Origin of the sequence: Actinomadura sp. KC06 (assembly GCF_004348735.1) — a bacterium.
Classification (GTDB): domain Bacteria; phylum Actinomycetota; class Actinomycetes; order Streptosporangiales; family Streptosporangiaceae; genus Spirillospora.
The window spans coordinates 1-12,142 of the sequence record NZ_SMKT01000100.1; the positions used below are offsets into that span (position 1 = coordinate 1).

Below are 12,142 nucleotides of genomic sequence, written 5' to 3' on the forward strand. Positions count from 1 at the left end.
GCGGGTGGGCGTTGGTCCGTCATGGGCAGTGCACGCTCTACCGCGCGGGCCACCGCCAGGACCAGTGACTCGGCATGGCGGGGGCCGATGATCTGGAGGCCGATCGGCAGGCCGGAGGCGGTGAACCCGACCGGGACGCTGATCGCCGGCTGGTGGGTCATGTTGAACGGGTAGGTGAACGGCGTCCATTCGGCCCAGTCGCTCAGGCCGCTGCCCGGCGGCACGTCGTGCCCGGCCTCGAAGGCGGGGATCGGGACCGTCGGGGTGATCAGCACGTCGTGGCGGGTGTGGAACTCGCCCATCCGGACGGCGAGCGCCAGCCGCTCCGCCTCGGCGGCCAGGTAGTCGCCCGCCGAGTAGGTGAGCCCGCGCTCGATCACGGCGCGCAGCCCGGGGTCGACGTCGTCGGCGCGGGCGTCGAAGACGTCGAGCCACTTGGACGCGCCCGCGCACCACAGCACGTCGAACGCCGGAAGCGGGTCGGGGAACCCGGGGTCGGCCGCTTCGACGCGCATGCCCGCGTCCTGGAGCGCCCGCGCGGCGGACGCGACGGCGGCGGCGATCTCGGGGTCGACGCGGACGTACCCGAGGTCGGCGGAGAAGGCGGCGGACACACCGCGGACGTCCCGGTCGATCGCCCGGCCGTAGGGGCCGTCGTGGAGGCCGAGGTCGTAGGGGTCGCGGTGGTCGGGCGCCGCGAGGACGTCGAGGAGGCGCGCGACGTCGTCCACGGTGCGGGCGATGGGTCCGGCGTGGGCCAGCACCGCGAGCGAGCTGAGCGGGTACTGCGGGACGCGGCCGTGGGTGGGCTTGAAGCCGACGACGCCGCAGAACGCGGCGGGGATGCGGATCGAGCCGCCGCCGTCGGTGCCGACCGACAGGGGTCCCATGCCAGTCGCGACCGCGACCGCGCTGCCTCCGCTGGAGCCGCCCGACGTGCGGGACGTGTCCCACGGGTTGCGCGTGATCCCGGTGAGCGGGTTGTCGCAGACGCCCTTCCACCCCATCTCCGGGGTGGTGGTCTTGCCGAGCAGGACGAGGCCGCCCTCCCGGAGGCGGGCGGCGACCGGGCTGTCGACGTCCCACGCCTGGGCGGGGTCGATGCGCCGCGAGCCGCGGAGCGTCGGCCAGCCGCGGGTGAGGAACAGGTCCTTGATCGACATCGGCACGCCGTCGAGGGGGCCGAGCGGGGTCTTGTCGCGCCAGCGCCGCTCGGCGGCGCGGGCCGTCTCCAGCGCCCGCTCCGGGTCCACCAGGGCGAAGGCGTTGACGTCGGCGTCGCGCTCCCGGATCGCGTCCAGGGCCGCGGTCGCCGCCTCCACCGGGGAAAGCGTCCCGGCGGCGTAGGCGGTGACGAGTTCGCCCGCAGTCGGCACATTGTTCAGATCGCCGGCCATCCGTCCTCCTGGGGAATTCGAGTGACGATATCTATTCCGCCGCGGACGGCGGTGGAATACGCCGGCAGGAGTCCGCGGCGGGACGACGATCAGTTGATCTACCGATGCTCATGCAGCTCACTGGCCGGACGAACCCTGTCGACCGACCGGTCGGGCGACTCCAGTTAACCTCGCCTTCGCGAGGCCGTCAACCCCCCGATTTCCGGGATTGACATTTCGCTGGAGATCGTAGTTCCATCCGAAACAGGCGAGCGCCGGAACCCATTCCGCGCCGCGCCCCGCATAACACCGCACCTGAATTGCGAGGAGCGGTTCGTGCCCATTGATTCCAGGATTGGCGCCGGTGCCCGGGGCGGGCGCGTCCGGCTGAACGCAAGGGTCCGGGGACTCCCGGCCGGGCGTTGACATCGGCCCGGAGGCATGGAAAAGTCGAAGCCGACCGACTAGTCGGTCGAATGGAGGGTGACGGCGTATGGACTTCAGCATCCCGGCCGAGCTCAGCATGTTCGTCGACTCGGTGCGCCGGTTCCGCGAGCGGGAACTGATGCCGCTGGAGTCCCGCTTCCTCACCGAGGGCAGGCTCTCCCCCGATGAGCGCCGCGAACTCCAGGAGAAGGCCAGGGACCAGGGACTTTGGGCCCTGGACGTCCCGGAGGAGTACGGCGGCCAGGGCATGGGCACGCTCGCCGCCTGCCTGGTCGCCGAGGAGCTGTACAAGCACCCGGCGATGTTCGACTTCGGCGGCAGCCCCGAACCGGTCCTCTACGAGGGCGACGACGAGCAGAAGAAGCAGTACCTGTATCCGGTCATCGCGGGCGAGCGGCGCAGCTGCTACGCCTTCACCGAGCCCGGCACCGGCTCCGACTTCGCCCGGATCACCACGACGGCGGTGCGCAGCGGCGACGACTGGGTCATCAACGGCACGAAGATCTTCATCTCCGAGGTGGACCGCGCCGACTTCTGCATCCTGTTCGCCAGCACCGACCCGGGCGCCGGAAGCCGGGGCATCACGTGCTTCCTGGTGGACATGGGCACGCCCGGCTTCGACGCGTCCCGTCCGATCCCCACCATGGGGGACGACTGGGAGCCGTACGAGCTGTCGTTCACCGACTGCGTCGTCCCGGACTCGGCCAGGCTCGGCCCGGTCGGCGGCGGCTGGGCGCTTGCGTCCGAGCAGCTGACGCACGGACGCCTCAAGATCGCCGCTTACCAGCTCGGCATCGCGCAGCGGTGCATCGACATGGCCGTCGAGTGGGCGAAGCAGCGGGTGACCTGGGGCAAGCCCATCGCGACGCGGCAGGCGGTGCAGTGGATGCTGGCCGACTCCGCCGTCGAGCTGGACGCGGCCCGCTTCCTGGTCTACCGGGCGGCGTGGATGGCGGACGAGGGCGAGCCGATCCGCAACGAGGCGTTCATGGCCAAGCTCTACGCGACCGAGATGGCCCAGCGCGTCACCGACCGCTGCCTGCAGATCTTCGGCGGGCTCGGCTACAGCAAGGAGCTGCCGATCCAGAGCTTCTACCGGCAGGTGCGGGTGTGGCGGATCGGGCACGGGTCGTCGGAGATCCACCGCTGGATGATCGCGCGTAACCTGCTCGGCCTGTCGTCACGGGACTGAGCGCCGGGAGCCGTCGTGGACCTGATCGGGAACCGCACCCTCGCCGACCTGCTGATCGAGCGGGCCGACCGGCATCCGGACCGCGCCTGCCTCGTCGTGGAGGACCGGTCGGGCACGGTCGCGGAGTACACCTACCGGGAGACGCTGGACGCCGTCCGGCGGACGGCCGGCGGGTTCGCCGCCCTGGGCATCGGACGCGGCGACGCGGTCGTGATCCAGCTCCGCAACTGCGCCGAGTTCGTGGTCGCGTGGTTCGGGCTGGCGTGGCTCGGGGCCGTCATGGTGCCGTCCAATGTGGCGAATTCGGCTGCCGAGCTGGCGTATCTGATCGAGCGGTCCGAGGCCGTGGGCGTCCTTACCGAGCCCGATCACCTTCCGTTGTTCGCCGGGGTGCTGGCGGACGCGCCAAAGGTCGAGCACCGGATCTTGGCGCGCGGGGACGGGTCGCGGGACGGGTTCGTCCCGTTCGCGGACGTGGCGTCCGGCCCGCCCGCCGACCCCGCCAAGGGCGTGGGTTCCGAGGACGTCGTGGAGATGCTTTTCACCTCAGGCACCACCGCCCGCCCCAAGGCGGTCATGATCACGCACGCGAACTGCCTGTGGGGCGGCGAGCGCGTCTCGCGCGGGGCCGCGCTGTACGGCGGCGACCGGCTGCTGACCGCGCTGCCGCTCTTCCACATCAACGCGCAGGAGATCACCGTCCTGGCGGCGCTGACCGTGGGCGGCACGGCCGTCCTGCTGGAGGAGTACCACGCCAGCGGCTTCTGGTCGCGGGTCCGGCACCACGGCGCGACCTCGGTGAGCCTCGTCGCCATGCAGGTGCGGACGATGCTGGCCCAGCCTCCCTCGCCCGACGACGCCGCCCACCGCGTCCACCGCGCCATCTATGCCATCAACGTCACCGACCAGGAGAAGGACGAGTTCGAGCACCGCTTCGGCGTCGAGCTGATCAACGGCTACGGGCTGTCGGAGGGCGGCACGGTGGTCACGATGTCGCCGGTGTTCGGGGACCGGCGGTGGCCGTCCATCGGGTTGCCCAACTTCGACCGCCGGATCCGGATCGTGGACGAGGACGGACGCGACGTCCCGGCGGGCGCGGTCGGCGAGATCCTCGTGTCCGGGGTGCCCGGCCGGACGCTGATGAAGGGCTATTTCAAGGACCCGGAGGCCACCGCCGCGACGGTCCGGGACGGCTGGCTGCACACCGGCGACCACGGCTACCTCGACGACAAGGGCTACGTGTACTTCTTCGACCGGAAGAAGGACGTCATCAAGCGCGCGGGCGAGAACGTCTCGGCGAGCGAGGTGGAGTTCGCGCTGCTGGCGCATCCGTCGATCGCCGAGGCGGCCGTCGTCGCCGGGCACGATCCGGTGCGGGACGAGGAGGTCGTCGCCTTCGTCGTCCCGGCGGCGGCCGGTGAGCCGCCGTCCCGCGACGAGATCACCGAGCACTGCCGGACGCGTCTCGCGGGCTTCAAGGTGCCGACGCGGATCCATGTCGTCCCCGAACTGCCCAAGACCTCGATCGGCAAGGTGGAGAAGAAGGTGCTGCGGCGACAGCTCTCCGAGTTGATCCCGGGAGGCGACAGGTGACCGCACTGGACGAGGTGTGCGAGCGCGTGCGGAAGCAGGTCGGGACGGTCGTCCGCGACAGCCTCGGACGCGTCTCCGCGACGGAGTTCCAGCGGTTCGCGATCGCCGCGGGCGAGACCGACCCGGTGTACTTCGATGACGAGGCGGCCCGCGCCGCCGGGCTTCCCGGCGCCGTCGCGCCGCCGCTGTTCCTCAGCAGCGTGCTCGGCTGGGGCGCGGGCCCGTCCGATGACGAGCTGGGCGCGGACGGCACCGGCGACGAGACGGCCGGGCTCCCGCTGGACGGGCTCCGGCTGATGGGCGCCGGTCAGGACCTCGACTTCCACAACCCGGTCCATGACGGCGTGCGCGTCGTCCGGGAGACGTCGGTCGAGGACGTGACGCTCAAGGACGGCCGCTCCGGCCCGTTCCTGGTCATCACTAGGCTGCGCAGGTTCCTGGACGAGTCGGGCACTCCCCTGCTGACCTGCCGGGACAACCTCATCGCCCGTCCGGAGGCGAGCGGATGAGCCTGAAGAGATTCGAGGACGTCGCGGTCGGCATGGCGCTCGATCCGGTGACGGTCCGTCCGACCGCGACGCAGCTGTTCCGGTTCAGCGCGGCGACCTGGAACGCGCACCGCATCCACTACGACGCCCGTTACGCGGCGACGGAGGGGTATCCGGACGTGCTCGTCCAGTCCCATCTGCACGGCTGCTTCCTGCTGCGGACCGCGCTCGGCTGGGCGGGCCCGGCGGCGCGGCTGCGCTCGTTCGGCTGGCGCAACCGCGGCATCGCCGTGCCCGGCGACACGCTGACCTGCACCGGCGTGGTCACCGCCTGCCGGGTGGACGAGTCCGGCGCCGGGATCGTCGAATGCGCCCTGGAGGAACGCAAGGACGACGGGACGCTCTGCGCCCCCGCAACAGCCGTGCTGGAACTCCCGAGAGAGGACGTCCGAGCATGACCGTCCAGCAGGACACCGACACCACCACGGCATCGCGCCGGCTGTACCGGACGATGGCGCGGATCCGGCGGTTCGAGGTCGCCGCGTCCAAGCTGATGGCGGCGGGACGGCTCCCGGGGACGCTGCACGTCTCGATCGGGCAGGAGGCGGTCGCGGCCGGGGTCTGCGACGTCCTGCGCCGCGACGACCGCATCACCACCACCCACCGGGGCCACGGGCACTGCCTCGCCAAGGGCGGCGAGCCGAAGGCGATGATGGCGGAGCTGCTCGGCCGCGCGACCGGGTACTGCGGCGGCCGGTCGGGGTCGATGCACATCGCGGATCCAGCAGCCGGGATTCTCGGCGCGAACGCGATCGTCGGGGCGGGCATCCCGATCGCGCTCGGCGGCGCGTTCGCGGCGGCCCGGCAGGGCCGGAAGGGCGTCGCGGTGGCGTTCTTCGGCGAGGGCGCGGTCGCCCAGGGCGTTTTCCACGAGTCGCTGAACCTCGCCGCGCTGTGGAAGCTGCCCATCGTGTTCGTGTGCGAGAACAACCAGTACGTCGAGCTGACGCCGGTCTCCGTGCACCTGGCCGCGGAGCACGTCGCGGACCACGCCGCCCCGTACGGCATCCCGGGCGCGCGGGTGGACGGCAACGACGTGATGGCCGTCCGGCGGGCCGCGGAGGAGGCGGTCGAGCGGGCGCGCGAAGGCGGCGGCCCGTCCCTGCTGGAGTGCCTGACCTACCGCTGGCACGGCCACTTCGAGGGGGACCCGCAGCGGTACCGCGACGCCGCCGAGGTCGCGGAGTGGAAGGCGGCGGATCCGCTGAAACGCCTGGCGGAGACCGTCTCCGGCGACCCGGCCGAAGCCGCCGAGTTCACGGCCATCGAGGACGCCGCGCGGCAGGAGATGGCGGACGCAGTCGCCGCGGCCGAGGCCGATCCCGTCGCATCGCCCGGGTCGATCTCGGCGCACGTCTATCGCCGTCCTGTGCCCGGAGGTGCCCGCGGATGAGCACGGTGAAGTACTGGCAGGCGGTCAATTCCGCGCTGCACGAGGAGCTGGAGCGGGACGACTCCGTCCACCTGTTCGGCGAGGACGTCGGCGTGCCCGGCGGCCCGTTCGCGGCGACGCGCGGGCTGCGGGAGCGGTTCGGCGAGTGGCGGGTCCGCGACACCCCGATCAGCGAGTCGACGTTCACCGGCATGGCGGTCGGCGCGGCGATGGCGGGGCTGCGTCCGATCGCGGAGGTCATGTACTTCGACTTCATCACCCTGGCCATGGACCAGCTCGTCAACCAGGCCGCCAAGATGTCGTACATGTCGGACGGCGCCTTCGCGGTGCCGCTGACCATCCGGACGCTCTGCGGCGGCCACCGCGGCTCGGGCCCGCAGCACTCGCAGAGCCTGGAGGGCTGGCTCGCCGCCGTCCCCGGGCTGAAGGTCGTGTGGGGCGGCACCCCCGCCGACGCGAAGGGCCTGCTCAAGGCCGCGATCCGGGACGACGACCCGGTGATCGTCATCGAGAGCCTGAGCCTGTGGACGCGGCGCGGCGAGGTCCCCGACGACCCCGATCACATGGTGCCGATCGGCGCCGGGCTGATCCGCCGCCCCGGCGACGACGTGACGCTGGTGTGCTGGGGCGACACGGTGCCGTCCGCCATGGCGGCCGCGGAGTCGCTCGCCGCGCGCGGCGTCGGCGCGGAAGTGCTCGACCTGCGGACGCTGAGCCCCGTGGACGAGGCGCTGATCCTGCGGTCGCTCGCCAAGACGGGGCGGCTCGTCGTCGTCCAGGACGCGCAGGGCCCGTGCAGCGTCGGCTCGGAGGTCATCCGGCTGGCCGCCACGGACGGCTTCGCGTCCCTGCGCGCCCCGGCCGCGCAGGTGCGCCCGCCGTTCGCGCCGGTGCCGTTCGCCCCGGACCTGGAACGCGCCTACTACCCGGGGCCGGACGACGTGGTGTCGGCGGCCCTGCGCACGATCGAAGGGAAGGGTGCATGACGGACGTCGTGGTGCCGAAGTGGGGCGCGACCATGGACGAGGCGACGATCGTCCAGTGGCTGAAGAACGTCGGCGACCGGGTCGCCGAGGACGAGCCGATCGCCGAGATGGAGACCGACAAGGCGCAGGCCGAGATCGTCAGCCCGGCCGCCGGGACGGTCGTCGAACTGCTCGTGGCCCAGGACGCAGACGTCGTCGTGGGCCAGGTCATCGCCAGGATCGCCACCGACGGCGAGGGAGCGGCGCCATGACACTCGCCGAACGGGTCGCGGAGTTCACCGCGGGCCTCGACCTGTCCGCCGTCCCGGCCGACGTCGTGGAGAAGGCGAAGGTCACGCTGCTGCACGACCTCGGCGTCGGCCTCGCCGGGCACCGTCTGGCCAGGACGGGCTTCGCGTTCGCCAAGGAGCACGGCGCCTGCGACGCGTCGCGCGGGGCACGGCTCCCGGTCGACGGGACGCCCGTGACCGTCGAGTCGTGCGCGCTCGCGACCGGGGCGCTCATCCACGCGCGGACGCAGGACGACACCCAGGTCTCGGTGTCCGTCCACCTGGGATCGACGACGCTGCCCGCCCTGCTCGCCCTCGCCGACCGCGCCGACCTGCACGGATGCGACCTGCTCACCGCGATGATCGCCGGGTACGAGGCCGCGTCCGCCATCGCGGAGGGGCGGGCCGGGCCGTCCACCGCCCGCGGGTTCCGTGCGACGAGCATCTATGGGCCCCTTGCGGCGGCGGCCGCGTCCGCCCGGCTGCTGGGGCTCGACACCGGGCAGACGGTGTCCGCGCTGGGCCTCGCTGCGGCGTTCGGCGGCGGGACGAACCAGACGTGGCTCGCCGGCACCCAGGAGTGGCGCTACCAGGTCGGGGCCGCGAGCCGCAACGGCATGGTCGCGGCGCTGCTCGCCGCGCGTGGCGTCACCGGCGCGCCGGACGCGCTCGACGGAAACGCCGGGCATCTGCGGGCCTTCTCCGGAATCGAGGACGCACCGGAGACGGAGCGGCTCGGCCTGCGTCCCGGCCTGCGGCTCGGCGACGACTGGCGGATCCGCCGCGTCACCTACAAGCCGTACCCGATCTGCGCGATCAACCAGGTCCCGGTCACCGTGCTGACCGGGCTGGCGCGCCGCCACGGCATCAAGGCGGACGACGTCGCGTCCGTCACCGCCGAACTGTCGCCGGACGACGCCGCCTACCCCGGCATCGACGCCCAGGGCCCGTTCCGCGACGTGGGCGGCACCCTGATGAGCCTGCCGTACTGTCTGGCCGTGGCCCTCCGCGGAGGCGGCATCGAGCTGGACGACCTGAACCGCTTCGACGACCCCGCCCTGATGGACCTGACCCGCCGGATCACGGTGGCCGCCGCGGGCGACGTCCCGCAGGGCGGCTGCCGGATCACCGTCGCCACCCGCGACGGCGGGACGCGCACCGGCGAGTTCGCCCCCGACGAGACCACGTTCAACTGGGACCGGGACGAGACCGCCGCCCGGCTGCGCGCCATGGCCGCCGAGACGCCGCTGTCGCCCGCGCGGCTGGACGGGTTCATCGCGATCGTCCTCGACCTCGACCGCCGTCCGGTCCGCGACCTGGTCGGCGCCACCATCGCCGGCCCCGCCGATCCGGCCGATCCCGCCGATCCAAAGGAGTGATCAACATATGCGAGCCACCCTCATCTACGGCCGGGGCGACGTCCGCGTGGAGGACGTGCCCGACCCCGTCGTGGCGGCGCCGACGGACGCCATCGTCCGGGTGACCCGTGCCTGCATCTGCGGCAGCGATCTGCACCGGTACCGCGGCATGGACCCCGTGGCCGAGGGACTCCGCATCGGCCACGAGTTCATGGGCGTCGTCGAGGACACCGGCGCCGAGGTCCGCTCGGTGAAGCGCGGCGACGTCGTGCTCGTCCCCTTCCTCTGGACCGACAACACCTGCGATTTCTGCGGGGATGGCCTGCACGGCTCCTGCCGCAACGGCGGGCGCTGGGCGATGAACGGCCTGGACGGCGGGCAGGGCGAGGCGGCCCGCGTCCCGCAGGCGGACGGCACGCTGATCAAGCTGCCGGTCGGCGCCGACGACGCGGTGATCCCCTCGGTGATGGCGCTGTCGGACGTCCTTCCCACCGGGCATCACGCGGCCGTCACCGCCGCAGTCGGGAAGGGGTCGACCGTGGCCGTCATCGGGGACGGCGCGGTCGGGCTGAGCGCGGTGCTGTCGGCGGCGCGGCTGGGCGCCGAGCGGATCGTCCTGCTCGGCCGCCACCGCGCCCGCACCGACCTCGGCCGCCGGTTCGGCGCGACCGACGTGGTGCCGGAGCGGGGCGCGGAGGCCGTCGCCGCCGTCCGGGACCTGACCGGCGGCGACGGCGCTCCGCACGTGCTGGAATGCGTCGGCAACGCGGCCGCGTTCGAGACGGCGCTGGGCGCCGTCCGCGACGGCGGCACGATCAGCCGGGTGGGCGTCCCGCAGTACGCCGAGGCGCGGCTCGACTTCGACGTGTTCATGCGCAACATCACCATCACCGGCGGCGTCGCCCCGGCGCGCCGGTACATCCCGGAACTGCTGGCCGAGGTGCTCGACGGGACGATCGCGCCGGGCGCGATGTTCGACCTGTCGGTGAGCCTGGACGACGTCCCGGCCGGGTTCCGGGCGATGAACGACCGCGAGGCCCTGAAGGTCCTCGTCCGCCCCTGACCGCTAGGCGGCGGCCGCGGCGCGGTCGCTGAGCAGCCTGGCGATGGCCCGGATGCCGACGCCGATCGCTCGCTCGTCCGGGGTGAAGGCGGTCGAGTGCGGCATCGACTCCCAGACGCCGCCGCCCTCGGGACGGACGCCCAGGAAGAACATCGCCCCGGGCACCCGGCGCAAGAACAGGCTGAAGTCCTCGCCGTTGAACGGGAAGGCGGCGTGCATCGTCAGCGCGCCGCGCGGGCCGAGGGCGTGCCGGAACCGTCCGGCCGCGAACTCGCTCAGCCGTGGATTGTTGATCATCGCCGGGAACGGCTCCGGAGGGAAGGTCGGTTCGCCCGCGCCCTCCGCGGCGGCCAGCCCGCGGATCTCGGCGCGCAACCGTGTCCAGCGTTCCTCCGGCCAGCAGCGATACGCGCCCTGAACCCTGAACCCGCCGCCCTCGCCGGGCGCCACGCCCGCGTGCATGAGCACGAATCCGGCCAGCGGGCCGTCCGGGCGTTGCAGGTCGCGGACGAGCTTCTCCGCGTCCTCGGTCGTCTCCGCGGGCTGCACGGTGCCCAGTGCGGAGATCCGCTGTGCCAGCCGCGCGGCGCGGGCCTCGGCGTCCGGGCCGGCCAGCTCGATGATGTATTTGTCCAGCCCCGGGAGGCCGACCCCGGGCGCCACCGCCAGCGAGCCGGACGCGAACGGGCCGCAGTGGACGGCGTAGATCTCGTCCGCGCGGTGCTCGCCGTCCAGGACGCCGTCGTCGAGCATCGCCCGTGCGCCCCGCAGCGTCTCCTCGGCGGGCTGGAACACGAACAGCACGTTGCCGCGCAACCGTCCGCGCAGCCGGGCCAGGACCTCGGCCACGCCGACACCGACGGCGGTGTGGAGGTCGTGCCCGCAGACATGCGCCGGCACCCGGCGGGCGGTCCCGGGCTCGAACTGCTCGTCTGGCGGGACGGCGTCCATGTCGGCGCGGTAGGCGATCGTCCGGCCGGGACGGGCGCCCTTCAGCAGCGCGACGACGCCGTGCCCGCCGACCCCGGTGACCGGCCGCAGCCCCGTGCGGCCGAGCCGCTCGGCGACCAGCGCGGCCGTCCGGCGCTCTTGCCCGGCGAGTTCGGGGTGGCGGTGGATCGCGCGGCGGAGCCGCACCGCGCCGGGCGCCAGGCGGGCGGCAGCCCGGTCGATGTCGCGCTGATCGATCCCGCCCGCGGACGGCCCGCCCGCGGCCTGGGCCGTGCCGGTGAGCGCGGCGGAACCGAGGAGCGCGCCGGCGCCGGTCACGGCCGTACCTCCCAATACCGTGCGGCGGCCGATCGAACGGGACGGCTCTGAATCGTGCATGATTGCCTCACCTTGGTGGAAACGTAAACACGAACGCGCCGCCCATCAAGGAAAAGCGTATTGCCCACGAGATCATCCCGAAGAAGGAAAATCTCGAAACTGAACGTCGTTATGACTTGAGCCGGTCTCCTTCTCAAGGCGGAGGTGACGCGTCCGCTGGGCCGGTCAGCTCGTGAGGAGTGTGCCGATCAGGCCCGCGACGGCGATTCCGACCAGGACGAGAGAAGCGCCGAAGAAGAACCTTTCCATCTCGCCGGTGTCGCGGCCCGCGACGTGGATCCTGGCCGGCTCGGACGGGTCGTACAGCACGGTCACCGTCGTCCCGACCTCGGGCGCGAGCGACTTGGTGAAGTTGCCGGACGCGCCCCGCACGGGCCGCCGGTCCGCGTCCGCGAACTCCACGATGGGCGCGTACCGGGTGAGCGCTGGGCCGGTGCCGCGCTCATGCTTGCGGTGCCCCACCACTTGCCCCTTCGCACTCGGCAGGCCGCGCAGTTTCGTGCGCGTCGCGCGCAGCCTGCCGTATGCGAAGGCGGCGATTCCCAACGTGATGATGAGCCCGAGCACCGCCGGCGCCATGCATCCCTC

The 12,142-nt window shown here is 72.7% G+C and carries 12 protein-coding genes; 9 read left to right on the forward strand and 3 right to left on the reverse strand.

Annotated features, from left to right (window positions below):
* Window positions 1-1,397, reverse strand: a 1,397-nt coding sequence (locus E1287_RS27790) for an amidase (protein WP_131968030.1), incomplete at its 3' end; no start/stop codon positions are given.
* 472 nt (window positions 1,398-1,869) lie between these two features.
* Between E1287_RS27790 and E1287_RS27795 the strand changes: the two genes are divergently transcribed.
* From E1287_RS27795 to E1287_RS27835, 9 genes are read left to right on the forward strand one after another with little or no spacing between them, the layout of a single operon-like run.
* Window positions 1,870-3,015 (forward strand): acyl-CoA dehydrogenase family protein, encoded by a 1,146-nt coding sequence (locus E1287_RS27795; protein WP_131968031.1) that lies wholly within the window; start codon window positions 1,870-1,872, stop codon window positions 3,013-3,015.
* 15 nt (window positions 3,016-3,030) lie between these two features.
* The gene (locus E1287_RS27800; protein ID WP_131968032.1) at window positions 3,031-4,608 is read left to right on the forward strand and encodes an AMP-binding protein; all 1,578 of its coding nucleotides are present in this window, start codon (window positions 3,031-3,033) and stop codon (window positions 4,606-4,608) included.
* Window positions 4,605-5,117 (forward strand): MaoC family dehydratase N-terminal domain-containing protein, encoded by a 513-nt coding sequence (locus tag E1287_RS27805; RefSeq protein ID WP_165969208.1) that lies wholly within the window; start codon window positions 4,605-4,607, stop codon window positions 5,115-5,117. Before E1287_RS27800 ends, E1287_RS27805 begins: the two co-directional genes overlap by 4 nt.
* On the forward strand, window positions 5,114-5,554 hold the full coding sequence (locus E1287_RS27810; RefSeq protein WP_131968034.1) for a MaoC family dehydratase N-terminal domain-containing protein: 441 nt from the start codon (window positions 5,114-5,116) through the stop codon (window positions 5,552-5,554). The genes E1287_RS27805 and E1287_RS27810 overlap by 4 nt, the downstream gene beginning before the upstream one ends.
* Window positions 5,551-6,549 carry a thiamine pyrophosphate-dependent dehydrogenase E1 component subunit alpha gene (locus E1287_RS27815; RefSeq protein WP_207934501.1) on the forward strand — a complete coding sequence of 333 codons (999 nt, stop codon included), beginning with the start codon at window positions 5,551-5,553 and terminating at the stop codon, window positions 6,547-6,549. The genes E1287_RS27810 and E1287_RS27815 overlap by 4 nt, the downstream gene beginning before the upstream one ends.
* A complete protein-coding gene (locus E1287_RS27820) occupies window positions 6,546-7,535 on the forward strand; it encodes a transketolase C-terminal domain-containing protein (RefSeq protein ID WP_131968035.1) in 990 nt (329 codons plus the stop codon). The genes E1287_RS27815 and E1287_RS27820 overlap by 4 nt, the downstream gene beginning before the upstream one ends.
* Window positions 7,532-7,786 carry a biotin/lipoyl-containing protein gene (locus tag E1287_RS27825; protein ID WP_131968036.1) on the forward strand — a complete coding sequence of 85 codons (255 nt, stop codon included), beginning with the start codon at window positions 7,532-7,534 and terminating at the stop codon, window positions 7,784-7,786. The genes E1287_RS27820 and E1287_RS27825 overlap by 4 nt, the downstream gene beginning before the upstream one ends.
* Complete coding sequence (locus tag E1287_RS27830; protein WP_131968037.1) at window positions 7,783-9,183, forward strand: MmgE/PrpD family protein; 1,401 nt, start codon at window positions 7,783-7,785, stop codon at window positions 9,181-9,183. Before E1287_RS27825 ends, E1287_RS27830 begins: the two co-directional genes overlap by 4 nt.
* A gap of 7 nt (window positions 9,184-9,190) precedes the next feature.
* Window positions 9,191-10,225 carry an alcohol dehydrogenase catalytic domain-containing protein gene (locus E1287_RS27835; protein ID WP_131968038.1) on the forward strand — a complete coding sequence of 345 codons (1,035 nt, stop codon included), beginning with the start codon at window positions 9,191-9,193 and terminating at the stop codon, window positions 10,223-10,225.
* A 3-nt stretch (window positions 10,226-10,228) separates the two neighbouring features.
* Here the strand turns inward: E1287_RS27835 and E1287_RS27840 are convergent, their stop codons facing one another.
* Together E1287_RS27840 and E1287_RS27845 are read right to left on the reverse strand one after the other, a co-directional pair.
* The gene (locus E1287_RS27840) at window positions 10,229-11,554 is read right to left on the reverse strand and encodes a M20/M25/M40 family metallo-hydrolase (protein WP_131968039.1); all 1,326 of its coding nucleotides are present in this window, start codon (window positions 11,552-11,554) and stop codon (window positions 10,229-10,231) included.
* 165 nt (window positions 11,555-11,719) lie between these two features.
* Window positions 11,720-12,133 carry a DUF3592 domain-containing protein gene (locus E1287_RS27845; protein ID WP_131968040.1) on the reverse strand — a complete coding sequence of 138 codons (414 nt, stop codon included), beginning with the start codon at window positions 12,131-12,133 and terminating at the stop codon, window positions 11,720-11,722.
* Window positions 12,134-12,142 lie beyond the last annotated feature (9 nt).